Raw genomic sequence first — 23,338 nt, 5'->3', positions numbered from 1 at the left:
CGAACGCCTGCAGGTTGTACTGCTCGACGAGATCCGCGGCCTTCTTCGTCGTCGGGTTCAGGTTCAGCAGCATCGTCTTCAGCGACGTGCCAGCGTCCGACCCGAGGAGACCCTGCGACGCGAACGCGGACAGAGCGGCCGTGGTCTCCTCGATCGACAGGCCCGTGAGAGACGCGGCCTGCCCGCCCTGCGCGAGCGCCTGCGACAGGTCCGACACGTCACCCATCGCCTTGCCCGCACCGGCCGCGAGCAGGTCGGCGACATGGCTCATGTCGGAGCCTTCGAGCTTGAACGTCTTCAGCGCGACCGCGGCGATACCCGCGGCGTCCGCGACGCCCAGCCCGCCGGCCGCGGCGAGGTCCAGCGCGCCAGCGAGTCCACCACCGAGGATGTCGTTGGCCTCGATGCCAGCCTTCGCCATTTCCTCGATCGCGTTCGCGGACTCCGTCGCGGAGAACACCGTCTTCGCGCCCGCCTGGATCGCGGCGTCTCGGAGCTGCTGCATCGTGTCGACCGACTCATGGGCCGCCGCCTGCACGTTCGACATCGCTTGGTCGAAGTCCGCGAACCGCTTCACGGCCATGCCGATACCGGCCGCCATGATCCCGCCCGCAGTCAGAGCCGTGCGGCCGAGCTGCTCGAACGCCTGACGCTGCTGCTGCAGCTTCTCCGTCTCCGACCCGACCTTCCGGACCGAGTCGGCCGCCCGCAGCATGTTCCGCTCGAACTCCGCCACCTGCGCGCGGAGCGACACCGCGACGACACGTTCAGCCATGCTGACCACCTCTCAGACGGGGCGACCCGAAAAACGTTTGAATCCGCTCAACCGGCGACGCACCTCCCCGGCGGTCCGGTGGGGGTTGCGCTTGGGGGTGCTCCCCCCTGGTCGGGTGAGTGGCTCCGAGCGCGGCGCGGAAGGTGTCGCGACCCATGACGCGGTGTGCGCGCGCTCGGAGCCGGCTGGTCACCGGTCTGCCCTGATCGCGTGGAGGAGGGCGAGGCGGAGGCGTGGGCGGCGGAGGCCGGCGGGTGCGGCTTCGGCCGCGGCGAGGAGTTCGTCGGCGGTGGTGTAGTCGGTGCCGGTTCCTGCTGCTTGGGAGAGGTGTGCGTGGATCTCCGCGGCGAGCCACTCGTCGTCGAGTGGTGGCGTGAAGGCGTTGTTGCCGTTGCGGGTGATGAACGTGTCGACCGCGGTGGCGTGCTGGGTGGGGGTCACTTGTCGGGCTCCTGGGTGCGGCGGGGGTGGAGGGTGTCGTGGAGCTTCATGCCGGCGCGGACCTTGCTCTCACCGGGTGCGGCCGCGGTGCGGGCTGCTTCGCGTCCTTCGCGTGTGTGGTGCTCGTCGTAGAGGCGGCGGCCGCGTGCGGTGGACTTCTCGTCGTCGGTCATTCGAAGCTCCCGGTGCTTGGGCTGGGGGTGAGGGGTGTGAGGTCGCGGGCGTCGAAGTACGCGTCGACGGCTGCCTTCCGCTGCTTGAGCGGGTGGGGTGCGAGGATCTTGGCGGCGAGCTCGTCGACACGGATCATCTCGTCGGTGTCGGGGATCCACGCTTTGTCGCCGTCGGAGATCCACCGGAGGTACGCGATCGCGTCGTCGGGGAAGATGTCGTTGCCGGTGCGGTCAAACGGCGGGTGTGGCGGGTTGCGGACCCAGTCGCGGAACGACGCCTCGCCTCGCTCGAGGTCGCGGGCGGTGGCGAACCGCCGCGCGCCTTCCCAGTGCCGTTCGTGGTCGAACGAGTTCTTGAGGTGGCCGGAGCGGTTGAGGACTTCGATCCGGTAGCGGCGGCCGCCCTCGTCGTCGAGGATCACAACGATGTGCCGCTGGATCTCTCGGAGCACCGCGTACCGGTCGAGCTGATCTTCGAGCACGGCCCACGCATCCTGAGAGGCGCCGCCGCCGCGCATCGCGCTCCGTGCGTCGTGGATGCCCGCGAGAGCCGACTCCTGCGCTCGAACAGTCGCCATGAGCGCATGCAGCTCGTCGTTCAGGAATGACAACGCCGGCGCGGTCGCGTCGGGACGGTAGACAGGCTTGTTGTTGCCGGCGTTCGCGATGTATGCACGCATCTCGATCCCGATCTGCTCGTACGCCTGCGCGTAGCGTTGCGCGTCGATCGCGGCGAGAGCAGCCTCGAGGATGTCGTCGTACGAGTCGGACAGCTCGACCATGTTCCGGAAATGGGCGTGCGCCTCCTGCGTCTTCCGGATGGTGGCCTGGTTCTCACGCAGCAGCCGGTTCGCGCGCTTGTTGCCGCCCTCGGCGTCGACATAGTCGCGGATCCGCCCGAGGGCCTCCGCCCTCAGATCCCCGATCGCAACGATCGTCGTGTTCGCCACGGTCACTCCCTTCCTCTGCCGGCCTGGTAGAGCCGGACATCCTCCCGGCGGATGGCCCACGCGCCGGCCGCCCACATCGCCTGCAGCTTCTTCTCATCGATCAGGGCCCGCACCCACCTGGGGGAGCATCCGATCTGGTCCGCTGCCTGCGCCGTCGTGAGCCACTCTGAGGGGACTTCCGCGGGTTCCGCATCATCACTTCCGCGATCGGAACCCGCCCACCGCACACCCGCGACCCGCAGCGCCTCGAGCGCCGCATCCAGACGAGGGTTCCGCCCGCGCACGTGCCGCTGGAAGTCGTCGAGGTGGCCCATCGTCGTCAGGATGAAGGCTAGGTCGGGAGGCACCATCACGTCACCCGACGGCGCGATGAACGCCGACGGCAGCACCACCCGATCTCGAGTCACCTGACCGCGTTCTCCAGGTCTCTGCGGTCGCCGCAATCACAGTGGATATGAACCACTCCGTGACCGAGTTCCTGCTCGGCCTCGCCAGTCTCCTGGCCGACCTCAGCGGAATCGACTGGAGCTCGCATGATGCGCCATTCGAAGTCTGGCTCAGCCTCGTCGAGCACCTCTGCGAGCATCTTGTGCGGCTGTTCGCGGCGATCTTCGAGGGCATCGCCAAGCTGCTCACCGCCGTCCCCGCGCACGTTGCACGCGCGTACAGATGGCTGGGCTGGCAATCCCCACGTGGCTGCGTCCGTCAGATCGTGACCCGGGCGACCATGCCGAGTTGCGCCCATCCGCTCCTCCCCAGCCAGCGGCGCCGGGAGGCGGCGCAACGGTGAGCACGCTGGAACGTGAGGCTGCCGTAGTCCCGACGCTGGGTCGCGTTGAGCCTCCTCGCCGGAGGGGCATCGACCGGCAAGCCGGCCGATACGCGATGTGATGCCGATCGGTTGTGGATACATCGAGCACAGCGAGCGATGCGAACGGGGAGCGCCCGGGAGGGCGCGCACAGCCACGGCAGAGCGGGGAACGTGAGGAGTATTACCTTCGTGACCGTCAGGCGGGCAGGTTGCGGGATGCCAACCTGCCCCGTGAATCGGGCAGGTTGAGCGCGACCAACCTGCCCGCCTGTCGGGCAGGTGTAGGCGTCTTGATCTCGCACACCCGGTACCGGGTCGACCGTCCCGACCGTCCCGGTTCGTGTTCGACGATCGCGCCGACCTCGAGCAGACGGCCGAGCGCGAGCTGCACCGTCGACCGCGCGATCCCGAGATCAGCTGCGAGCCGCAGTTGCGACGGCCACGAGATGCCGTCGCTGTCAGCACGATCGACGAGAGCAACGAGCACCCAACCCTCGTGCATCGAGAGCCCGAGAGTCCTGAGACCCCCGCGAGCGAGCCACCGTGTCGTGATCCGGGCCACACGCTCACACCTCCCGGCCGCGGGGCAGAGCGCCCCTGCTCGATGCGACCCGTTCGATCGCTTTCCACACGACGAGGTAGTCGTGCCCCTGCGCCATCAGGTCCCGCACGACCTTGTCGAGCGCGGCAGTGACGGCGTTGTCGAGGTCATCCACGGCCACCCCGATCACTCAACGGCGCCCACGTCGCCGGATCTGACAACCGGCCCCGAGGTGTCCGCCAGCCCCCGATGCGGGGGACAGGCCACGACGCCATCAACACCGTGCACGCGTCACACGGCGGGCGGGTGCCGGTGAACCCAGCCGAGACGCCCCACGCGAGCTGCCCTGAGCACGGTTCGCAGAGTCCGGCGCTGTGAGCGTTTCTTTTCACCACCATCCACCGGGTGGCCTGTTCATACGACTCCGGGGTGTTTCCCTCGCCCACGGGTCCGGTAGGGCCGGACGCGGCGGGTTCCTCGGCGCTCATCCCGTGACCTCCAACCCGTGGAGCTTCAGGGGCAGCAACGCGATATCCGCAGCATCGAGTCGCCCCCGCTCGAGAAGAGCGTCAGCGATCACCCGCCAGTCCTCACGATGCTGCTCGAGAAGCACCTCCGCGTACCCGTAGCCGTAGTTCGCGAGACCAGGCATCACCCGGCCGATGTCGCCCGCGTCCTCAGGATCGTCACCGGCCGCAGCGGTCAGCCGATCGTCGACCGACATGAACGCGTAACGGTTCTCGATCACGACGCCGGCCATGTTCACGACGGCGTGGTGAAGCACGTCCATCCTGACCGGCTCCGCAGCCTGAGCCGTGAACCCAGCGACCGCATCGCACACGTGCACGGGATACCCGAGCGCGAGATACGCGACGGCGTGAGCGGCCTCATGCTCCGCGGTGATCTCAGCCTGATCACCCCACTCGGCGATCAACTCCACGTGGACGCCCATGTCAGCGCGCCTGCTTCAGGATCGCCGCCGCACGGAGGAGATCGTTCGCGACCTGCATCGCGGACTCCACCGACAGATCCGTGACATCGACGGAGACACCGATCGACGGCCGCCCGGTGGCGACCAGCGCGCCGTCGACGAGGCGGAAGTTCTGCGCGATCACCGCGTCCCTCTCCTGCGCAGAGAACCCGATCACCTCGTCGTCCCGATCGCCGTAGAACTCATCCGCCCACCATGGACGGACCGCCTCGATCGCATCCGCGTGCTCATCGAGGAACGACTGCTCCTCCTCGTCGCGGGCCACCATCACCCGGCGCACGCGCTCCTCGATGGTGACGAACTCGAACGCTGGCTCCCCGTCGACGACCGTCTCAGCGACCGGAATCCAGACGCCGAACGACACCCACAGGTACCCGCCGGCGGACACGTCGACGGCGTTCACCGTCACCTGCACCGCGCTGTGGATCGACGGCCACTCCGCATCCATCCACTCCTCCGGCCGTTCCGACTTCGGAACCACCGTCCCGTCCATCCGGAACCACCGTCCGAAGACGTGCTCCCGGCCGGCCTCGATGTCCGCGCGGAGCTCGTCAGCCGAGATCGACGTGAAGTCGGAAGCTGGCCGCACCCACGTCCCCTCGTTCGCGGCGGGCTCATACCCGAAGTCGCCCTCCGACACGGTCAAGTAGTGACCATCGGGCAACGCCTCAAGGTCGGACAGGATCGCAGCGATCCCAGGGTGAATGTCGGTGGTGTTGGTAGTGTTCATCTCGATCGAGTTCCTCTCAGGGTTCTGGTCATCGCCTGCCTCGGTCTCGCCACCGAGGCAGGCATTCTTCGTCTTCATGCGCCGACCGCCGCCGTGCTCGTGCGCTCGGACGCCTCGAGCCACTCGATGACATCGCGCTCGCGGTACACGACCTTCCGAGGGGTTGGCTTGAGGAACTTCGGACCCTTCCCCTTGAATCGCAGCTGCCCCAGCAGCGCAACGGTCATGCCCGGGATGAGCGCCGCCGCCTCCTTCGGAGTGAGATACCTCTCCATGGACTCTCCTTCTCGTGAGGGAAGATTCAGTCATTGAATCTTCTCCCAGAGAAGGTATCACGCTTCCGTGCTTCATGGGGATGATTTTGGGTTGTAATCTTCTCGGCGTGGATGGATACGGAGCGAAAGCCATCGGTGCTCGCGTGCGGGCCTACCGCAGAGCGGCCGGGATGACGGCCGACCAACTTGCGGCGCAGGTCGACGGCCTCACTGGCAATGCCGTCGCCAAGCTGGAGAACGGGTACCGCCGGGAGATCTCCACCGAACTGCTCGTTCAGCTCGCGTGGGCGCTCAAGGTGCCGCCGCTTGTGCTCCTGTTTCCCCTCCATGATCCGAGCGCTCAGATTGAGCTACCTGCCGCCTCGGGAACGTCCGAGTCGCTCGGATACTGGATTCAGGGGCTCGTCGTTCCCGGCTCCGATGTCAGTCCGTCCGAGAAACTCGGCGCCGCTGTCCACAGCGAGCATCGCCGCCTCATCATCAACTCACTGAACTTCCTCGGCGACATACAGGTGCAGCTGACCGAGCGTGGTTCGATGACGGCCGCTGAAGCGAGCGAGCTCTCGAACCATGTGGATCTCAGCGCCGAAGCGATGAACACTGGGCGGGCGATGCTTGGGATTCTTCGCGAGCGCCTTGGCCTCGACGATGGGTAGCGTTCACCCGTACACCACGAAGGCCGGGAAGAAGCTCTACCGCATCGTCTACCGGCGCCCCGACCACTCCCAGACCTCCGAGCGCGGGTTCGCCCGGAAGATCGACGCGGAGCGGCGTCTCCGCGAGGTTGAGACGTCCAAGGATCGGGGAGAGTTCATCGACCCGGCCAGCGCGAACGTCACCGTCGGCACGCTCGGTGCCGCGTGGCTGAAGCAGCGCGAGGGCGTCCTGAAACCGTCCAGCTACGGACCCGTCCGGTCAGCGTGGGAGAAGCACGTCGAGCCGAAGTGGGGAAGCCGGCGGGTCGGGACGATCCGGCAGAGCGAAGTGCAGGCGTGGGTGTCGGAGCTGGCGCAGGCGAAGACGGGGGAGGGTCGGACCGCGAGCTCCACGACCGTCCGCCGCGCGCAGGGAGTGCTCGCCGCGATCCTCGACGGCGCGGTGCACGATCGTCGGCTCGCGAGGAACGTCGCCCGCGACGTCGACCTGCCCGCGAGGGGCACGCGGAAGGGGCGCACCTACCTGACGCACCACCAGGTGCAGGTGCTTGCCGACGCCGCGCCGGCGGAGCACGCGACCCTCGTCCTGTTCCTCGCGTACACGGGTCTCCGCTGGGGAGAAGCGACAGCGCTGCGAGTCCGGCACGTTGACGCGCTCCGGCGCCGTGTCACCGTGGAGGAGAACGCCGTGCTCGTGTCGGGGCTCGTGCACGTCGGCACCCCGAAGACGCACCGCTCGAGGTCGGTCCCGTACCCGGCGTTCCTGGCGATGCCGATCGCGAAGCTCGCCGAGGGAAAGAGTCGCGACGAGCTGCTCTTCGGCGATGGGCGGATCCACGTGAAGCTCCCCGCGTCCCGCAACGGATGGTTCACTGCGGCCGTACGCGCCTCGCAAACCTCCACCACAGACTTCCCGAGGGTCACACCCCACGACCTCCGCCACACGGCCGCCAGCCTCGCCGTGCAGGCCGGAGCGCACGTGAAAGCTGTTCAGCGGATGCTCGGTCATGCGTCCGCCGCGATGACCCTCGATGTCTACGCGGACCTGTTCGACGACGACCTCGACGCCGTCGCGAAGGCGCTCGATGAGGCGAAGGCTGCCTCAACTGTTGCCACAGTGTTGCCACGGAACTAGAAAAGCGGGGCCCGAAGGCCCCGCGATCCCAGTGTTTTGTAGGTGCCCCCGACAGGAATCGAACCTGCGACCTTTGGTACCGGAAACCAACGCTCTATCCCCTGAGCTACGGAGGCGTACTGATCGAGGTTATCACCGAGACAGGGCAGCCACCGCCGCGGCCAGACGCTCCGCGAGGTAGCGGTGCCCCGCAGTCGAGGGGTGATCGCGGCCGACCGCACTCGTGTCGATGATGTCGCGGTAGTCGGCGGCGGTGATCCAGTTCTCCGCGATCGGAGAGATGTACCACCATCCGCGACGGGCGGCGAGATCTGCGAGGTCGGCGTCGATGAGGGCCGTCGCCTCCTCCACCGGGAGCACCTGGGGTGCCGGGCCGAGGATCACGATCTGCGCGTCCGGGAAGATGTCGGTGAGGCGGTCCCACGCGCGTCCGACGGCCTCCCGATAACCCTGCGGGTAGAGGCGGCGGTCGTTGATGGATCCCTGCACGACGATGAGGTCCGGAGCGAGCCAACGGTCGAGCTGAGCGATCCGCGTGCCGAAGTCGGCGCCGTCGATGCCGGGACGGAGGTAGCCGCTGCCGCGGACCCCGTCGACGATGGTGGTCCACCCCGTCACGTCGGCGACCTCGTACGCATACCCCTTGCCGGGTGCGGCCGCCTCGCCCCAGGTCCACGAGTCGCCGAAGATGAGGACGCGCGCGTTCTCGGGGAGGTCCAGGGGAGAGGGCGGCGTTGCGACGACCGCTTCGTCCTCGCCTGCGGCGACGGTCGCGGCGGGGGTCGCCCACGGGCCCCAGAAGGCCACGACGGACACGACGATGACGGCCGCGACGGCGGCGATGATCGTCCACAACGACGGGCGTGCGACGAGGCGCTCGGGTGCACCCATGCCCTGAGCGTACGTCACCACCCGGCCACCCCGATACTGCGGGTTTCCACCGCGGCTCGACCGTGGATCCGAGGCGGTTCGGGGCATGCGAGGATATCCCGGTGCATCGCATCGTGACGGCGGAACTGGACCTCGAGCTCGGCTCGTCCGTCGACCTCATCTTCCAGATCGCCGCCGCCCAGCCGACCCCCGTTTCGCGCGAGGAACTGAGCTTCGTCCAGGTCGATGCGGGGCAGGTCGAGCGGGTGTACACCCCGACCGAGATCGTGGATCAGTCCGGCAGTCGTCTGCACCGGCTGCAGGGCGAAGCAGGCCTCATGCGCGTGCGTTATGAGGCCGCGATCGACGGGCCCGCGCCGGTGCGGGCGACGAGCGATCTGGAGGCGATCACCTACCTGCGTCCCAGTCGCTACTGCCAGTCCGACGAGGTGTTCTCGCAAGCGCGGCGTCAGTTCCGCGGGCTCTCGGGCGTCGATCTCATTCTGGCCGTCGGTGAGTTCGTCGCCGCGAGCACCACCTACACTCCGGGCCTGAGTCAGGGCACCGATTCCGCCGTCACGACGCTCATGACGGGCCAGGGAGTGTGCCGCGACTACGCGCACGTCGTGATCGCGCTCCTGCGCGCGATGGACATGCCCGCCCGCTACGCCGCGTGCTACGCGCCGGGCCTGCGTCCGATGGACTTCCACGCCGTCGCCGAGGCCTACCACGACGGGAGCTGGTACGTCATCGATGCGACGCGGCTGGCCAACCGTCGGTCGCTCGTGCGGATCGCCACCGGTCGCGACGCCGCCGACTGCGCCTTCCTCAGCTACCACGGCGGCCACGTGGGGCTGCAGCGGATGCGGGTGGACGCCTGCGTCGTGCCAGGCGCTGCCGCCGACCTCGTCGCGCAGGAGGAAGCGGACGCCGCCGCCGATCCCGCCCGCGACGACCTCGCCACGCTCGTCCAGCTCGCCTGAGCCGCTCCGCCCCCTGGCTCGGCCCGCGAAAGCACATGCTGTCGCCGAGCGCACACGCTCACGCCGTCCGGAAGGTATCCGCTCGGCGACAGCATGTGCTCTCGACGGGGGAGGCGGGGGCGGGACCGTAGGATTGACGGGTTATGAATCCCGATGCCCTCGCCCACGCCCTGCTCGCCGTCGTCGCCCCGCTCGCCGACGCGCGACGACCCGGGGCGAGTGACGGCCTGACGGCGGCCGACTTCGTCCTGGAGAGGCCGAAGAACCGGGCCCATGGCGACTGGGCCTCCAACGCGGCGCTCAAGCTCAGCAAGCTCGTGGGCGCGAACCCGCGTGAGTTCGCGGCGGAGATCGCCGAGGCGCTCGCCGCGGTGGACGGCATCGCGAGCGTGGAGGTGGCGGGACCCGGCTTCATCAACATCCGCCTGGATGCGGCCGCCGCCGGAGCCCTCGCGAAGACGATCGTCGAGGCGGGCGCGGCCTTCGGCACCAACGACAGCCAGCGCGGCCAGACCATCAACCTCGAGTTCGTCAGCGCCAACCCGACCGGACCGATGCACATCGGGCATACCCGCTGGGCGGCCGTCGGCGACGCGATCGCGCGCGTGCTCCTCGCCAGCGGAGCAACGCTCGTTCGGGAGTTCTACATCAACGATGCGGGCGCTCAGATGGAGCGCTTCGGACGGTCGGTGCTGGCCGCGATCAAGGGCGAGCCGGCACCGGAAGACGGATACGCCGGCTCCTACATCGGCGACCTCGCCGAGCGCGTGCGCGCCGCCGTCCCCGACATCCTCGACCTCGACGCCGACGCGCAGCTGGTCACGGCGCGCGACCGCGCCTACGAGTTTCAGCTCGCCGAGCTCCAGTCCTCGCTCGAGAAGTTCAACGTCCACTTCGACGTGTTCTTCAGCGAGCGCACGCTGCATGCCCGCGGCGCCGACGGGGAACCCAGCCTCGTCGACGAAGCGGTCGACCGGTTGCGCGAGCAGGGTCACGTCTTCGACCAGGACGGCGCCGTCTGGGTGCGCACCACGGAGTTCGGCGACGACAAGGACCGCGTGATCCGCCGATCCAACGGGGAGTACACGTACTTCGCGGCCGACGCCGCCTACTACCTGAACAAGAGCGATCGAGGCTTCGCCCACAAGATCTATCTCCTCGGCGCCGACCACCACGGCTACGTGCACCGTCTGAAGGCCCTCGCGGGCGCGGCGGGCGACGACCCGGAACGCGACATCGAGGTGCTCATCGGGCAGCTGGTCTCGGTCAACGGCGCGCGGCTGTCCAAGCGCGCGGGCAACATCATCGAGCTCGACGATCTGCGCAACTGGCTCGGAACCGACGCGCTCCGCTACTCGCTGGCCCGCTACCCCGCCGACTCGCCGTTGACGCTCGATCCGGAGATCCTCACCAAGCGCACGAACGACAACCCCGTCTTCTACGTGCAGTACGCGCACGCGCGGACCCACAACGTGGCACGCAACGCCGCGGCGGCCGGCGTCACCCGTGAGACCTTCGCGCCGGAGCTTCTGGACCACGAGACCGAGTCGGCACTCCTGGGCGCACTCCAGGAATTCCCGCGGATCGTCGCCTTCGCCGCCGAGATCCGTGAGCCGCACCGGGTCGCGCGCTACCTCGAGGAGCTCGCCGCGCTCTACCACCGGTGGTATGACAACTGCCGCGTCACCCCGCTCGGCGACGAAGAGGTGACCGACCTCCACCGCACGCGTCTGTGGCTCAATGATGCGACCGGTCAGGTGCTGCGCAACGGCCTCGACCTCCTCGGGGTCAGCGCGCCCGAACGCATGTGAGCGAGGGGGGCATCGACGTGACCGCGGACGGCAACGACACCACACCGCTTGGCGGCCCCGCCACGCCGGTGCTCCCCGCCTCGTCGTCGGGAGCCGGGCGACGACGTCGGCGGTGGCCGTGGATCGTCGGGGTCGGAATCGTGCTGGTGCTCGCGGCGGTGGCGTGGGTGGCCGGCGAGCAGATCGCCCGGGGCATCGTCGAGCGGACGATCCGCGAGCAGGCCATCACCCAGCTCTCGCTCCCGGCGGATCAGGACATCGACGTCGAGGTGATCGGCCCGGTGCTTCTGCCGTTGCTGGTAGGCAACCTCGGCGAGGTGCATGTGAGCTCGAAGGACGTTCCGATCGGCGACTTCTCCGCCGATGTCGCCGTACGTGCGCAGGATGTCCCCATCCGCGGCGACGGCGACTGGAGCGGGGCGTATGCCTCGATCACGCTCGACGACGAGCAGCTCCAGGCGCTGCTGGCGAACCTCGACGAGTTCCCGGCCGACAGTGTGCAGATCGACGCTCCCGACATCGCGGTGACCTTCGAGCTCAACGCGCTTCTCACGACCGTGCCGGTGGGCGTGGCACTCACGCCGCGGGCAGAGGCGGGAGAACTCGTCCTCACCCCGACGTCGCTTCGGCTCGCGGGTGCGGAGGTCTCGGCGGAGGCGATTCTGCGACAGTTCGGTGCCCTCGCCTCCACGGTGGTGCGGGATTGGGACGTGTGCATCGCCCAGTACCTCCCCGCGGCCCTGACCCTCACTGATGTCTCGGTGGCTCCTCGAGCGGTGACGGCCGAGTTCGAGATCGACAGCTCGATCCTCCGCGACGATGCCGCGCGCCAGAAGGGCGAGTGCTCCTGAGTCTGCGCGGCTGCGCACACCGGGGAGACCCCTCGTCGCAGACAGCGGTCCCGTCGGAGCGGGGAAGGCGGGTGCTCTAGACTCTGAGTCACCGCCTGAAAGGGACTGTCCCGGCGTGAACATCCCGCCGGCAGCCGCCGTCTCCACCCGATTGGTGTCCACTCGTGTCCGCCCCTGACCACCGTCCGCTCGCGCCCGAATGGCTCGCCGTGCCCCGCGACCCAGATGAGCTCGTGTCCGCGGTCTGGCCGGCATCGGCCCATCGTGATGCGTCGGGCGAAGTATTCCTCGGCGGCGTCGGCGTCGCTGAGCTGCAGCAGCGCTTCGGCACTCCGCTCTACGTGCTCGACGAACCAGAGGTGCGTGCGCGCGCCCGCGAGGTGCGCGGCGCCTTCGAAGCGGCGGCGGCCCGTCACGGGTCGCGCGCTCGCGTGTACTACGCCGGCAAGGCCTTTCTCAGCACGGAGGTCGTCCGCTGGGTCACCGGCGAAGGATTGGCCGTGGACGTCGCCACGGGAGGCGAGCTCGCCATCGCCCTCGCCGCCGGGGCGGATCCCGCACGGATCGGCATGCACGGCAACAACAAGTCCGTTCCGGAGCTGCGCGATGCCGTGGCGGCCGGGGTGGGAACCGTCATCGTCGACAGTCCGATCGAGGTGGAGCGGCTCGCCGAGATCGCCGCGCGCGCGGGTGTCGTTCAGAACGTGCTCGTGCGGGTCAACAGCGGTGTGCACGCCGAGACGCATGACTTCCTCGCAACGGCGCACGAGGACCAGAAGTTCGGCTTCGCCCTGGCCGATGCCCCGGGGATCGTCGCGCGCATCCGTGAGCTCGCGTCGCTGCGGTTCCTCGGCCTTCACTGTCACATCGGTTCGCAGATCTTCGGCACGGCCGGCTTCGCCGAGTCCGCGGCGCGTGTCGTGGAACTCCACGCGCGGCTGAGTCGCGGGGGAGAGATCCCGCTCCTGAATCTCGGCGGCGGATTCGGCATCGCGTACACGTCTGTGGACGATCCCACCCCGATCGCCGAGCTCGCGGACGGCATCGTCGACGCGGTCGCGCGCGAATGCCGCGCCCACGGCGTGGCCGTCCCCGATCTCGCCTTCGAACCCGGCCGCACGATCGTCGGGCGCGCCGGTGTCACGCTGTACGAAGTGGGGACGGTCAAGCCCGTCCGGGTGTCCGACGACCTTTCCCGGCTCTACGTCAGCGTCGACGGCGGCATGAGCGACAATGCGCGTCCCGCGCTCTACGGGGCGCAGTATTCGGCCCGGATCGTCTCCCGCTGCTCGGAGGCGGAGCCGACCCTCTCGCGCGTGGTCGGACGCCACTGTGAGTCCGGCGACATCGTCGTGGACGCCGAGTACCTCCCCGCCGACGTCGCGCCGGGAGACCTCCTCGCCGTGCCCGCGACGGGGGCGTACTGCTACTCCCTCGCCAGCAACTACAACGCCGTGCCTCGTCCGCGCGTCGTCGCCGTCGGCGACGGCCGCGCGCGGGTGATCGTGCGGGGGGAGACCATCTCCGATCTGCTCGCCCGGGACGTCGGAGCACCGCCGTCCCCCATCGAAGGAACCGAATGACTGACGACCACGACCGTCGCCTCCGGGTGGCGCTGCTGGGTGCGGGCTCCGTGGGCTCGCAGGTGGCCGCCCTGCTCCTGCAGCACGCCGACGAGCTGGCCGCTCGCGCAGGCGCCGAACTGGAGCTCGTCGGCATCGCCGTCCGTGACCCGGACGCGCCGCGCGACACCGATCTCCCGCGTGAGCTGCTGACCACCGACGCCGAGCCGCTCATCGTCGGCAGCGACATCGTGATCGAGCTCATGGGCGGCATCGAGCCCGCCCGCACGATGCTGCTGCAAGCGCTCACGGCGGGAGCCGACGTCGTCACCGGCAACAAAGCGCTGATCGCCACGCACGGTCCGGAGCTCTTCGAGGCGGCCGACAGAGTCGGAGCCTCCGTGCACTACGAGGCCGCCGTGGCGGGCGCCATCCCGATCGTCCGGCCGCTGCGTGATTCCCTCGCCGGCGACCGGGTGCAGAGGATCCTCGCGATCGTCAACGGCACCACCAACTACATCCTCGACCGGATGGACTCGGAGGGAGCCGACTACGCCGACGTGCTGGCCGACGCCCAGCGGCTCGGCTACGCCGAAGCCGACCCCACCGCCGACGTGGAGGCGTTCGACGCCGCGCAGAAGGCGGCGATCCTCGCCTCTCTCGCCTTCCACACCACCGTCCCGCTGGACGCCGTGCACCGCGAGGGGATCACCGCGATCGACGCGCGGATGATGGCCGCGGCGCGGGACGCCGGCTACGTCATCAAGCTCCTCGCGGTGTGCGAACGACTCGACGACGACGGGGCAGAGACGATTTCGGTGCGGGTGCACCCGGCTCTCGTGCATCGCGACCATCCGCTCGCCAGCGTCCGCGGGGCCAACAACGCCGTCTTCGTCCAGGCGGAGGCCGCGGGCGACCTGATGTTCTACGGCGCGGGCGCCGGGGGCATCCAGACGGCCTCGGCCGTACTCGGCGACGTCGTCTCGGCGGCCCGGCGTCACATCGCCGGTGGCGTGGGAGTGGGGGAGTCCACGCGAGCGAATCTGCCCATCGCGCCGTTCGGTCACGCCGTGACCCGGTACCAGGTCACGCTGGAAGTGGACGACCGCCCCGGCGTGCTCGCCACGATCGCGGGGATCCTCGCCGACGGCGGCGTGTCGATCGCGACGGCGCAGCAGACGATCATCGACGGCACCGACCTCGCCTCCTCCCGCGCGCTCCTGGTGATCGGGACCCACACGGCGCGGGAGCGCGATCTCGCCGCCACCGTCGAGCGACTCGGCGCGAGCGACGCCGTCGAGCGCGTGCTCTCGGTGCTCCGCGTGGAAGGCGACGGACGTTGACCGGGCGTCCGGGCGTCTGCGTCCTGGTGCGACCGTCATGACCGGCCGCACCGTCGCGGTACGCGTCCCCGCCACCAGCGCCAACCTCGGGCCCGGCTTCGACACGCTGGGCCTCGCCCTCAGCGTCTACGACGAGCTCACCGTGTCCGCCCTTCCCGACCGGCGACTCGAGATCGCCGTCACGGGCGAAGGCGCCGACGACGTTCCCACCGACGACTCCCACCTCGTGGTGCGAGCGATCGCACACGCCTACGCGGCGGTGGGGAAGGAGCTCCCGGGGCTTCGGCTCACCGCACACAACGCCATCCCGCACGGGCGAGGCATGGGGTCTTCGGGCGCGGCGGTCGTGGCGGGCCTGCTCGCCGCGAAGGGCCTCCTCGCCGGCGAGGCCGAGTTCGGGCCGGATCTGCTCCTGCGCCTCGCGACGGAGATGGAGGGACATCCCGACAACGTCGCGCCCGCCCTGTTCGGAGGGCTCACGATCGCCTGGACGGGCGAGGCCGGTCCCCAGCACAAGAAGCTGCTCGTGCACCGCGGTGTCTCGCCGCTCGTGTTCGTGCCGGAGTTCACGATGTCGACGAGCGTGGCGCGGGGCCTTGCGCCGCTGCACGTCCCGCGAGAAGACGCGGTGTTCAACGTGTCGCGCTCGGCGCTGCTGATCGCGGCGCTCACGCAGAGCCCCGAACTCCTCATGGCCGCCACCGAGGACAAGCTCCACCAGTCCTACCGGGCGCAGGCGATGCCCGCGACCGACGCGCTCGTGCAGCGGTTGCGGACCGCCGGATTCGCGGCGGTCGTCTCGGGGGCGGGGCCCAGCGTGCTGGTGCTCGCCGACGGCCCGGGACAGCGTCGCGAGGCGGTCGCCGTTGCCGCCGAGGCAGACACTCCGTGGGAACCGCTCCTGCTCGCCGTCGACGTCAAGGGTGGTACAGTGAGGGACTATACGGAGGGTTCCACGACACGTTCGTGAATCTGGCCTCCATCGCACATCTGCGAACCACCGCATAACCCCCGCTCCGGCGAACCGCGTCTGCTGACGCGTACGCCAGCGGACGGATGGGTGCCTGCCTGTGGACAGGCCCGCAATGCGGTCAGTCATATCCATACGTATGAGGGAGAACTCGTGGAGTCCATCTCCGAGATCCAGAACGACGACGCTGCGCGCGAAGAAGCCGCGCAGGACGTCACCACCGAGACCACCGACGCCGCGGCGACGCCCGCAGAGGAGTCGGCTCCCGCGCCGGCCGCCGCCGAGGAGGAGACTGTCGCTCCGGCTGAGGAGCCCGCAGCGGAGGAGGCTCCGGCCGAGGAACCCGCCGCGCCGGCCGAGGACGCGGCCGTGGAGGACGCACCTGCTGCCCCCGCGGCCGAAGACGCTGCCCCCGCGACCGAAGACGTTGCCCCCGCGACAGAGGACGCTGCCCCCGTGGCAGAAGACGCTGCGCCGGTGGCAGAGGACGCTGCTCCCGCGAAGGCTCCCCGCAAGCGAGCCCCGCGTCGCGCCAAGAGCGCGGACCTCGTCGAGGCAGCCGAAGCCGCCGAGGCAGCGGAGATCTCCGCCCCGGCGGAGGCGGCCGCGCCCGAAGAGACCCCCGAGGCCGCTTCCGAGACGCCCGCTGAGGCACCGCCGGCGAAGGCACCGCGTGGTCGTGGCCGCTCAAAGGCCGCTGCTGCCGCCGCCGAAGCGGCCACGGCGGAGACGCCGGCCGCCGACACCGCGGCCGAGTCGAGCGAGCCCGCCGCGGTCGACACGGCACCCGCCGAGCCCGCGTCGGACGACGCGTCCGCGAACGACTCGACCGACACCGCGCCCGGCGAGTCCGGGGCCGAGACGACCGAGCAGTCCGACGGCGAGACGACCGGCCGCAGCCGGAGCCGTTCGCGCAGCCGCAACCGCAACCGCAACAAGGGCGGCGACGGCGCGCAGAACGGCAACGGCTCGCAGAACGGTGGCGGAGCGCAGGGCGGCAACGGCCAGAACGGCGCTGCCGGACAGGACGCCGGCCACTCCGACGACGATGACGCGTCGCAGGGTCAGGGCCGGGGTCGCCAGCGCAACAAGCGCCGCGGCGGCCAGGGTGGAGACGAGTTCGAGACCGAGATCAACGAGGATGACGTCCTCATCCCGATCGCCGGAATCCTCGATGTGCTCGACAACTACGCGTTCGTGCGTACCACGGGCTACCTTCCGGGTCCCAGCGACGTCTACGTCTCGCTCGGTCAGGTCAAGAAGTACAACCTCCGCAAGGGCGACGCCGTCGTCGGTGCCATCAAGCAGCCGCGCGAGGGCGAGCAGTCCAGCCGTCAGAAGTACAACGCGCTGGTCAAGGTCGACGCGATCAACGGCCTGTCGGTGGACGATGCCGCCACGCGCGTCGAGTTCGGCAAGCTCACGCCCCTCTACCCGCAGGACCGCTTGCGCCTGGAGACGGCCCCCGAGAAGCTGACGCAGCGGATCATCGACCTCGTCGCGCCGATCGGAAAGGGTCAGCGAGGACTCATCGTCGCCCCGCCGAAGGCTGGAAAGACGATCGTGCTGCAGCAGATTGCGAACGCGATCGCGACCAACAACCCCGAGGTCCACCTCATGGTCGTCCTGGTCGACGAGCGGCCCGAAGAGGTCACCGACATGCAGCGCACCGTCAAGGGCGAGGTCATCGCTTCCACGTTCGACCGTCCGGCCGAAGACCACACGACGGTCGCCGAGCTCGCCATCGAACGCGCCAAGCGACTCGTGGAGCTCGGTCGCGACGTCGTCGTGCTGCTCGACTCGATCACTCGCCTGGGCCGCGCCTACAACGTCTCTGCGCCGACCTCGGGTCGTGTGCTCACCGGTGGTGTCGACGCCTCCGCGCTGTACCCGCCGAAGCGCTTCTTCGGGGCCGCGCGCAACATCGAGAACGGCGGGTCGCTGACGATCCTCGCCACGGCTCTCGTGGAGACCGGATCGAAGATGGACGAAGTGATCTTCGAGGAGTTCAAGGGAACCGGCAACAGCGAGCTGCGCCTGAACCGCCAGCTCGCCGACAAGCGGATCTTCCCCGCCGTCGACGTCAACGCCTCCTCGACCCGCCGGGAGGAGATGCTCCTTTCGGCCGACGAGGTCAAGATCACCTGGAAGCTCCGTCGCGCGCTGGCCGGTCTCGACCCGCAGCAGGCGCTCGAGGTCGTGCTGGGCAAGCTCAAGGAGACCCAGTCGAACGTCGAGTTCCTCGTGCAGATGCAGAAGTCCATCCCGGCCCCCACGGGTCACGCGGGTGGTCACAGCCACGGGCACGAGAACAACATCCGCTGACCCGACGGGACGCCACGTGTTCGAGTCCGTCCAGGGGCTGATCGACGAGCACCGCGCGGTGCAGGAGGAGCTCTCCGACCCCGCGGTGCACGCCGACGCCGCGCGCGCGAAACGGGTCAACCGGCGCTACGCCGAGTTGAGCCGGATCGTCGCCGCGCACGAGGCGTGGGTCGCCGCCGTCGATGACCTCGAGGCCGCGCGTGAGCTCGCCCGCGAGGACGACGCCTTCGCCGCCGAGGTCCCGGCATTGGAGGAGCAGGTGGCCGCGACGCAGGAGCGTCTGCGCCGGCTGCTGATCCCCCGTGACCCCGACGATGCGCGCGATGTGATCATGGAGATCAAGCAGGGGGAGGGCGGTGCCGAATCGGCGCTGTTCGCCGCCGATCTCCTTCGCATGTACATCCAGTACGCCGCCTCCAAGGGGTGGAAGACGGAGCTGCTGGAGCGCAACGAGAGCGATCTGGGTGGCTACAAGGACGTCCAGGTCGCGATCAAGGGCTCCAGCTCCGATCCCGCTCACGGCGTGTGGGCGCACCTGAAGTACGAAGGCGGCGTGCACCGCGTGCAGCGGGTTCCCGCCACCGAGTCGCAGGGGCGCATCCACACCTCGACGACCGGCGTGCTGGTCTTCCCCGAAGTCGACGAGCCCGAAGAGATCCAGATCGACCCGAACGATCTGAAGATCGACGTCTTCCGCTCGTCGGGACCGGGTGGGCAATCGGTCAACACGACCGATTCCGCGGTGCGGATCACGCACGTCCCCACGGGGATCGTGGTCTCGATGCAGAACGAGAAGAGCCAGCTGCAGAACCGCGAGGCCGGGATGCGCGTGCTGCGGGCCCGACTGCTGGCCAGACAGCAGGAGGAGCGCGACGCGGCGGCATCCGATGCGCGTCGCTCCCAGATCCGCGGGATGGACCGCTCGGAGCGCATCCGCACGTACAACTTCCCCGAGAACCGCATCGCCGACCACCGCACCGGCTACAAGGCGTACAACCTCGACCAGGTGATGGATGGCGCCCTCGATCCGCTCATCGAATCGGCCATCGCCGCCGACGAGGAGGCGCGCCTGGCCGCGCTGAACTCCTGACCTGGGCCGGGCGTCCGACACGCGCTACGCTCCGGTTATGGTCATGTTCCTCGTGCGCGCCCTGATCTTCCTCGCATCGGCCGCGCTCGGCCTCATCGTCGCCGACATCGTGCTGGAAGGCTTCCAGATCTCCTGGCGTCAGCCGATCGGCTTCATTCTGGCGATCGTGATCTTTGCGGTGCTGCAGAGTGTCCTCGCGCCGTGGCTGGCGCGCGTCGCCCAGCGCAACGCTCCGGCGCTCCTGGGCGGCATCGGGATCGTCTCGACGTTCGTGGCGCTGGTCGTCGTGGTCATCATCCCGGGGGCAGGCCTGCGGATCGGGGCGCCCTGGTGGACGTGGCTGGCCGCTCCCGTGATCGTGTGGCTCGTCACGGCGCTGGCGACGTGGCTGCTGCCGGCGCTGTTCATCAAGAAGAAGGTCTCTGAGCGTCGGACCTGACGGCGCCGCGCCTGACGTCTCCGCCGTGATCGGTGGCGCGCCGGCGTCAGATGAAGTACTCGGGTGTCGTCAGGACGGCGCGCGTGTTCTCGCCGGCGTTGCGCTTGCGGGCGGTGGCCGGGACGCCCACCAGCACCGAATCGGCGGGCGCGTCGCGAGTGACGACCGCGTTGGCGCCGACGACGGAGTGGGCGCCGATCGTGATGGGACCGAGGATCTTCGCGCCCGCGCCCACCGCGACGCCGTCGCCGAGGGTCGGGTGACGCTTGCCGGCGTCGCGCGTGCGGCCGCCGAGGGTGACGCCGTGGTAGAGCATGACGTCGTCGCCGATCTCGGCGGTCTCACCGATCACCACGCCCATGCCGTGGTCGATGAAGAACCGACGGCCGATGGTCGCGCCCGGGTGGATCTCGATCCCGGTGAGCCAGCGGGTGAGCTGTGATCCGGCGCGAGCGACGAAGCGCAGCCGTCGTCGCCAGAGCGCGTGCCAGAGGCGGTGCGCCCAGATGGCATGCAGCCCGGGATACAGAAGTGCGATCTCGCCGCCTCCCCGGGCCGCGGGATCGCGGAGCTTCGCCGCGGCGAGGTCCTCTCGCACGCGCGTGATCATCGTCGGTCGCCTCACGACGTCTCCTCGCGGAGATCGGCGTACAGCGCGGTCGAGAGGTAGCGTTCTCCGGCGTCGGGGACGATGACGACGATCCGAGATCCTGCGGCCTCCGGACGAGCGGCGATCTCCAGTCCCGCCCAGACGGCGGCTCCCGCCGACATCCCCGCGAGGATCCCCTCGCGACGGGCGAGGTCGCGGGCGACGCGCAGGGCGTCGTCGAACTCGACGTCGATGATCTCGTCGATCACGGAACGATCGAGGACATCGGGGACGAAGTTCGGTCCGATGCCCTGAATCCGGTGTCCGCCCGCGCGTCCCTGCGAGAGCACGGGGGAGTCCTTCGGCTCCACGAGCACGATCTTGGCGTCCGGCGCGCGCTCCTTGAGCACCTGACCGACGCCGGTGACGGTGCCCCCCGTGCCCGACCCGGCCACGAACCAGTCGATGCGCCCGTCGGTGTCTCGCCAGATCTCCTCCGCCGTGGTGGCGCGGTGGATCGCGGGGTTCGCGGCGCGTTCGAACTGTCGGGCCAGCACCGCCCCCGGCGTCTCGGCGGCGATGCGCCGGGCCGTCTCGACGGCCTCGGTCATGCCCTTGTGCGGGTCGGTGAGAACCAGCTCCGCGCCGTAGGCCGCGAGGAGGGCCCGGCGTTCCTTGGACATGGACGCCGGCATCGTGAGGATCACCCGATATCCGCGGGCCGCACCGATCAACGCGAGCGCGATCCCCGTGTTCCCCGACGTCGACTCGACGATCGTGCCGCCCGGGGCCAGCTCCCCGCTGGCCTCCGCCGCCTCGACGAGGGCGTAGCCGAGGCGGTCCTTGACGCTCGCGCCCGGGTTGTAGAACTCGAGCTTGACCAAGAGCTCGACGTCGTGCCCGGCGGTCAGCTGGTTGAGGCGCACCAAGGGCGTCCCGCCGAACGCCGTCGTGATGTCGGGGTAGATACCGGGCACGGGTTCCTCTCGGCAGACGGTCGGCCACGGGCGCGCTCGATGCGACGCCCGTGGCCGATGATACGTGGCGGTCTCAGTCCTCGCGCAGGTGCTCGAACAGCGCCGTGGAGAGATAGCGCTCGCCGAACGATGGGATGACGACGACGACGTTCTTTCCTTCGGCCTCCGGGCGTGCGGCGACCTGCAGCGCCGCCCACACGGCCGCACCGGAGGAGATGCCCACGAGGATGCCCTCGCGGGTGGCCACCTCACGCGCCGTCGAGATCGCGTCGTCGAAGGCGACGTCGACGACCTCGTCGATGACACCCTGATCGAGGATCGGCGGAATGAAGTTGGGGCCGATGCCCTGGATCTTGTGGGGCCCGGGCGTGCCCTTCGTCAGCAGCGGCGAGTCGGCCGGCTCGACGGCCACGACCTGTGCTCCCGGGACGCGCTCCTTGAGGACCTGTCCGACGCCGGAGATCGTGCCGCCCGTGCCGATGCCGGCGACGAAGTAGCCGATCCCGCCATCGGTGTCGCGGATGATCTCCTCCGCCGTGGTCGTGCGGTGGATCTGGACGTTCGCCTGATTCGCGAACTGCTTCGCGAGGATGGCGCCGGGGGTCTCGGCGGCGATCTTCTCGGCCTCCGCGACCGCTCCCTTCATCCCGAGCGCCGGGTCGGTGAGGACCAGCTGCGCGCCATAGGCCTTCAGCAGCAGTCGGCGCTCGACCGACATCGAGGACGGCATCGTCAGGATGACCTTGTAGCCACGGGCCGCGCCCACCATCGCGAGGGCGATGCCGGTGTTGCCGCTCGTGCCCTCCACGATCGTCCCTCCGGGGGCGAGCTCGCCCGACGCCTCTGCCGCGTCCACGATCGCGATTCCGAGGCGGTCCTTGACCGACGAGGCCGGGTTGTAGAACTCCAGCTTGGCGAGCACGGTGCCGGGAAGACCCTCGGTCACGCGGTTGAGCCGGACGAGCGGGGTGTTGCCGAACGCGCTCGTGATGTCGGGGTGAATGCCGGACATGATGTGCCTTTCGTGCGGGGACGAACCCCTCGTGAGTGGTCGAGAGTCACGAACCAGACTACGGTGGTGCAGTATTCCCGACCCCTATGTGACGTTTCGTCACGCCTGCCTGGACCCGAACATGACGACCCCGCAGAATGCGCGCGTGCCCGTGCGACTCGACGCTCAGCTGCACACGGCGACCGAGCGTCTCGCCCGCGCCGGAGTGCCGAGCCCCGCGGTCGACGCGGAGCTGCTGGCCGCGCACGTGCTGGATCTGTCGCGGGGCGAGCTCGCGGCGGCGGCTCTGCGGAGCCACGAGCTGTCGGTCACAGACCTCGAGCGCTTCGACGAGCTCGTCGCTCGCCGCGCCGCGCGGGAACCGCTTCAGCACCTCACCGGAGTAGCGCCCTTCCGTCACCTCGAGCTCCGCGTGGGGCCGGGCGTGTTCGTGCCGCGACCGGAGACCGAGACGGTCGCGCAGCTGGCGATCGACGCGCTCCGGGCCGCCGCGGCGAGCGAGCCGATCGCGGTCGACCTCGGGACCGGCTCGGGTGCCATCGCGCTGGCGCTGGCCACCGAGGTGCCGCACGCGCGGGTGTTCGCCGCGGAGAACTCCGTCGATGCGTTCGTCTGGGCGAAGGAGAACGTGGCCGTCGTCGGCGCAGCCAACGCCACCGTCGCCTTCGTGGATCTCGCGGAGGCCTTCCCCGAGCTCGACGGCACCGTGTCGGTGCTCGTCTCCAACCCGCCGTACGTTCCCGACGAGGCGATCCCGCGCGACCCCGAGGTGCGCCTGTGGGACCCTCCCGCGGCCCTGTACGGGGGACCGGACGGCCTCGACGTGGTGCGCGTGCTCTCGCGGGTCGGTCAGCGTCTCCTCCACCCGGGCGGAACGCTCGTGATCGAGCACGGGGAATGGCAGGGCGCGGCGATCAGGGACCTGCTGGCGGCGGACGGCTGGCGTGCCGCGGCGACGCATCCCGACCTCACTCAGCGGGATCGGGCCACCACGGCGCTGCGGGCCTGAGCCCTCCGGGGTCTCCCGGCGCACGACCG

Annotated in this window: 27 protein-coding genes and 1 tRNA gene; 13 read left to right on the top strand and 15 right to left on the bottom strand. The window is 69.7% G+C overall.

All coding sequences use genetic code 11. The features are described from left to right. The 5 genes from QM591_RS14825 to QM591_RS14805 all read right to left on the bottom strand — a co-directional run. Window positions 1–775 (bottom strand): phage tail tape measure protein (locus QM591_RS14825; RefSeq protein ID WP_415133417.1); only part of this gene is annotated, 775 nt, incomplete at its 3' end. A gap of 189 nt (window positions 776–964) precedes the next feature. Continuing rightward, window positions 965–1,216: a hypothetical protein gene (locus tag QM591_RS14820; RefSeq protein ID WP_415133415.1), complete on the bottom strand. Its 252-nt coding sequence runs from the start codon at window positions 1,214–1,216 to the stop codon at window positions 965–967. Then, window positions 1,213–1,389: a hypothetical protein gene (locus tag QM591_RS14815; RefSeq protein WP_415133413.1), complete on the bottom strand. Its 177-nt coding sequence runs from the start codon at window positions 1,387–1,389 to the stop codon at window positions 1,213–1,215. The genes QM591_RS14820 and QM591_RS14815 overlap by 4 nt, the downstream gene beginning before the upstream one ends. Then, window positions 1,386–2,345 (bottom strand): hypothetical protein, encoded by a 960-nt coding sequence (locus QM591_RS14810; protein WP_415133411.1) that lies wholly within the window; start codon window positions 2,343–2,345, stop codon window positions 1,386–1,388. Before QM591_RS14810 ends, QM591_RS14815 begins: the two co-directional genes overlap by 4 nt. Further along, a complete protein-coding gene (locus QM591_RS14805) occupies window positions 2,342–2,746 on the bottom strand; it encodes a helix-turn-helix domain-containing protein (RefSeq protein ID WP_415133409.1) in 405 nt (134 codons plus the stop codon). The genes QM591_RS14810 and QM591_RS14805 overlap by 4 nt, the downstream gene beginning before the upstream one ends. Before the next feature lie 59 nt (window positions 2,747–2,805). Between QM591_RS14805 and QM591_RS14800 the strand changes: the two genes are divergently transcribed. Next, complete coding sequence (locus QM591_RS14800; protein ID WP_415133407.1) at window positions 2,806–3,129, top strand: hypothetical protein; 324 nt, start codon at window positions 2,806–2,808, stop codon at window positions 3,127–3,129. Between the two features lie 217 nt (window positions 3,130–3,346). Here the strand turns inward: QM591_RS14800 and QM591_RS14795 are convergent, their stop codons facing one another. The 5 genes from QM591_RS14795 to QM591_RS14775 all read right to left on the bottom strand — a co-directional run bounded on the left by QM591_RS14795 (window position 3,347) and on the right by QM591_RS14775 (window position 5,687). Beyond that, on the bottom strand, window positions 3,347–3,652 hold the full coding sequence (locus QM591_RS14795; protein ID WP_415133423.1) for a helix-turn-helix domain-containing protein: 306 nt from the start codon (window positions 3,650–3,652) through the stop codon (window positions 3,347–3,349). A gap of 64 nt (window positions 3,653–3,716) precedes the next feature. Beyond that, on the bottom strand, window positions 3,717–3,872 hold the full coding sequence (locus tag QM591_RS14790) for a hypothetical protein (protein WP_415133405.1): 156 nt from the start codon (window positions 3,870–3,872) through the stop codon (window positions 3,717–3,719). Window positions 3,873–4,175: 303 nt separating this feature from the next. After that, window positions 4,176–4,643 carry a hypothetical protein gene (locus QM591_RS14785; RefSeq protein WP_415133403.1) on the bottom strand — a complete coding sequence of 156 codons (468 nt, stop codon included), beginning with the start codon at window positions 4,641–4,643 and terminating at the stop codon, window positions 4,176–4,178. 1 nt (window position 4,644) lies between these two features. Continuing rightward, the gene (locus QM591_RS14780) at window positions 4,645–5,412 is read right to left on the bottom strand and encodes a hypothetical protein (RefSeq protein WP_415133401.1); all 768 of its coding nucleotides are present in this window, start codon (window positions 5,410–5,412) and stop codon (window positions 4,645–4,647) included. A 74-nt stretch (window positions 5,413–5,486) separates the two neighbouring features. Next, the gene (locus tag QM591_RS14775; RefSeq protein ID WP_415133399.1) at window positions 5,487–5,687 is read right to left on the bottom strand and encodes a helix-turn-helix transcriptional regulator; all 201 of its coding nucleotides are present in this window, start codon (window positions 5,685–5,687) and stop codon (window positions 5,487–5,489) included. Window positions 5,688–5,794: 107 nt separating this feature from the next. On the opposite strand from QM591_RS14775, the gene QM591_RS14770 reads away from it, so the two are divergent. Then, window positions 5,795–6,343, top strand: a complete 549-nt coding sequence (locus QM591_RS14770; RefSeq protein ID WP_415133397.1) for a helix-turn-helix domain-containing protein — start codon at window positions 5,795–5,797, stop codon at window positions 6,341–6,343. Then, window positions 6,336–7,478, top strand: coding sequence for a tyrosine-type recombinase/integrase (locus QM591_RS14765; RefSeq protein ID WP_415133395.1), 1,143 nt, complete (start codon window positions 6,336–6,338; stop codon window positions 7,476–7,478). Before QM591_RS14770 ends, QM591_RS14765 begins: the two co-directional genes overlap by 8 nt. A gap of 43 nt (window positions 7,479–7,521) precedes the next feature. Here QM591_RS14765 and QM591_RS14760 read toward each other — a convergent pair. Together QM591_RS14760 and QM591_RS14755 are read right to left on the bottom strand one after the other, a co-directional pair. Beyond that, window positions 7,522–7,594: transfer RNA gene (locus tag QM591_RS14760), tRNA-Arg, on the bottom strand. Window positions 7,595–7,610: 16 nt separating this feature from the next. Continuing rightward, window positions 7,611–8,369 (bottom strand): SGNH/GDSL hydrolase family protein, encoded by a 759-nt coding sequence (locus QM591_RS14755; RefSeq protein ID WP_415133393.1) that lies wholly within the window; start codon window positions 8,367–8,369, stop codon window positions 7,611–7,613. Window positions 8,370–8,470: 101 nt separating this feature from the next. Between QM591_RS14755 and QM591_RS14750 the strand changes: the two genes are divergently transcribed. The 9 genes from QM591_RS14750 to QM591_RS14710 all read left to right on the top strand — a co-directional run bounded on the left by QM591_RS14750 (window position 8,471) and on the right by QM591_RS14710 (window position 19,722). Then, window positions 8,471–9,331: a transglutaminase-like domain-containing protein gene (locus QM591_RS14750; protein ID WP_415133391.1), complete on the top strand. Its 861-nt coding sequence runs from the start codon at window positions 8,471–8,473 to the stop codon at window positions 9,329–9,331. Window positions 9,332–9,474: 143 nt separating this feature from the next. Continuing rightward, window positions 9,475–11,142 (top strand): arginine--tRNA ligase, encoded by a 1,668-nt coding sequence (locus QM591_RS14745; protein ID WP_415133389.1) that lies wholly within the window; start codon window positions 9,475–9,477, stop codon window positions 11,140–11,142. Window positions 11,143–11,159: 17 nt separating this feature from the next. After that, entirely contained in the window at window positions 11,160–11,993 is an 834-nt protein-coding gene (locus tag QM591_RS14740; protein WP_415133387.1) for a DUF2993 domain-containing protein, read from the top strand. 164 nt (window positions 11,994–12,157) lie between these two features. Then, window positions 12,158–13,576, top strand: a complete 1,419-nt coding sequence (gene lysA, locus QM591_RS14735) for a diaminopimelate decarboxylase (RefSeq protein WP_415133385.1) — start codon at window positions 12,158–12,160, stop codon at window positions 13,574–13,576. Continuing rightward, on the top strand, window positions 13,573–14,898 hold the full coding sequence (locus tag QM591_RS14730) for a homoserine dehydrogenase (protein WP_415133383.1): 1,326 nt from the start codon (window positions 13,573–13,575) through the stop codon (window positions 14,896–14,898). The genes lysA and QM591_RS14730 overlap by 4 nt, the downstream gene beginning before the upstream one ends. Window positions 14,899–14,935: 37 nt before the next feature. Continuing rightward, window positions 14,936–15,868, top strand: coding sequence for a homoserine kinase (gene thrB, locus QM591_RS14725; protein WP_415133381.1), 933 nt, complete (start codon window positions 14,936–14,938; stop codon window positions 15,866–15,868). Window positions 15,869–16,021: 153 nt separating this feature from the next. Further along, complete coding sequence (gene rho / locus QM591_RS14720; RefSeq protein ID WP_415133379.1) at window positions 16,022–18,193, top strand: transcription termination factor Rho; 2,172 nt, start codon at window positions 16,022–16,024, stop codon at window positions 18,191–18,193. A 16-nt stretch (window positions 18,194–18,209) separates the two neighbouring features. Further along, window positions 18,210–19,283 (top strand): peptide chain release factor 1, encoded by a 1,074-nt coding sequence (prfA, locus tag QM591_RS14715; protein WP_415133377.1) that lies wholly within the window; start codon window positions 18,210–18,212, stop codon window positions 19,281–19,283. Between the two features lie 37 nt (window positions 19,284–19,320). Next, complete coding sequence (locus QM591_RS14710) at window positions 19,321–19,722, top strand: hypothetical protein (RefSeq protein ID WP_415133375.1); 402 nt, start codon at window positions 19,321–19,323, stop codon at window positions 19,720–19,722. 46 nt (window positions 19,723–19,768) lie between these two features. Here QM591_RS14710 and epsC read toward each other — a convergent pair whose 3' ends face one another. From epsC to cysK (QM591_RS14695), 3 genes are all read right to left on the bottom strand, one after another. Then, complete coding sequence (gene epsC / locus QM591_RS14705) at window positions 19,769–20,332, bottom strand: serine O-acetyltransferase EpsC (RefSeq protein WP_415133421.1); 564 nt, start codon at window positions 20,330–20,332, stop codon at window positions 19,769–19,771. An 11-nt stretch (window positions 20,333–20,343) separates the two neighbouring features. After that, window positions 20,344–21,288, bottom strand: coding sequence for a cysteine synthase A (cysK, locus tag QM591_RS14700; RefSeq protein ID WP_415133373.1), 945 nt, complete (start codon window positions 21,286–21,288; stop codon window positions 20,344–20,346). Window positions 21,289–21,361: 73 nt separating this feature from the next. Beyond that, window positions 21,362–22,300 (bottom strand): cysteine synthase A, encoded by a 939-nt coding sequence (gene cysK, locus QM591_RS14695; RefSeq protein WP_415133371.1) that lies wholly within the window; start codon window positions 22,298–22,300, stop codon window positions 21,362–21,364. 121 nt (window positions 22,301–22,421) lie between these two features. On the opposite strand from cysK (QM591_RS14695), the gene prmC reads away from it, so the two are divergent. After that, entirely contained in the window at window positions 22,422–23,309 is an 888-nt protein-coding gene (gene prmC / locus QM591_RS14690; protein WP_415133369.1) for a peptide chain release factor N(5)-glutamine methyltransferase, read from the top strand. The last annotated feature ends 29 nt before the right edge of the window (window positions 23,310–23,338 follow it).

It is taken from the genome of Microbacterium sp. (assembly GCF_047607225.1).
In the GTDB taxonomy this organism is placed as follows: Bacteria; Actinomycetota; Actinomycetes; order Actinomycetales; family Microbacteriaceae; genus Microbacterium.
This window is presented reverse-complemented; position numbering and strand designations above follow the sequence as displayed.

What these genes read in the sequence shown, in the direction of transcription:
- QM591_RS14815 (WP_415133413.1), bottom strand. Translation starts at nt 1,389, where the DNA reads ATGACCGACGACGAGAAGTCCACCGCACGCGGCCGCCGCCTCTACGAC.
- QM591_RS14795 (WP_415133423.1), bottom strand. Translation starts at nt 3,652, where the DNA reads ATGCACGAGGGTTGGGTGCTCGTTGCTCTCGTCGATCGTGCTGACAGC.
- QM591_RS14785 (WP_415133403.1), bottom strand. Translation starts at nt 4,643, where the DNA reads ATGGGCGTCCACGTGGAGTTGATCGCCGAGTGGGGTGATCAGGCTGAG.
- QM591_RS14780 (WP_415133401.1), bottom strand. Translation starts at nt 5,412, where the DNA reads ATGAACACTACCAACACCACCGACATTCACCCTGGGATCGCTGCGATC.
- QM591_RS14775 (WP_415133399.1), bottom strand. Translation starts at nt 5,687, where the DNA reads ATGGAGAGGTATCTCACTCCGAAGGAGGCGGCGGCGCTCATCCCGGGC.
- QM591_RS14765 (WP_415133395.1), top strand. Translation starts at nt 6,336, where the DNA reads ATGGGTAGCGTTCACCCGTACACCACGAAGGCCGGGAAGAAGCTCTAC.
- QM591_RS14755 (WP_415133393.1), bottom strand. Translation starts at nt 8,369, where the DNA reads ATGGGTGCACCCGAGCGCCTCGTCGCACGCCCGTCGTTGTGGACGATC.
- QM591_RS14745 (WP_415133389.1), top strand. Translation starts at nt 9,475, where the DNA reads ATGAATCCCGATGCCCTCGCCCACGCCCTGCTCGCCGTCGTCGCCCCG.
- QM591_RS14730 (WP_415133383.1), top strand. Translation starts at nt 13,573, where the DNA reads ATGACTGACGACCACGACCGTCGCCTCCGGGTGGCGCTGCTGGGTGCG.
- thrB (WP_415133381.1), top strand. Translation starts at nt 14,936, where the DNA reads ATGACCGGCCGCACCGTCGCGGTACGCGTCCCCGCCACCAGCGCCAAC.
- QM591_RS14710 (WP_415133375.1), top strand. Translation starts at nt 19,321, where the DNA reads ATGGTCATGTTCCTCGTGCGCGCCCTGATCTTCCTCGCATCGGCCGCG.
- epsC (WP_415133421.1), bottom strand. Translation starts at nt 20,332, where the DNA reads ATGATCACGCGCGTGCGAGAGGACCTCGCCGCGGCGAAGCTCCGCGAT.
- cysK (WP_415133371.1), bottom strand. Translation starts at nt 22,300, where the DNA reads ATGTCCGGCATTCACCCCGACATCACGAGCGCGTTCGGCAACACCCCG.
- prmC (WP_415133369.1), top strand. Translation starts at nt 22,422, where the DNA reads ATGACGACCCCGCAGAATGCGCGCGTGCCCGTGCGACTCGACGCTCAG.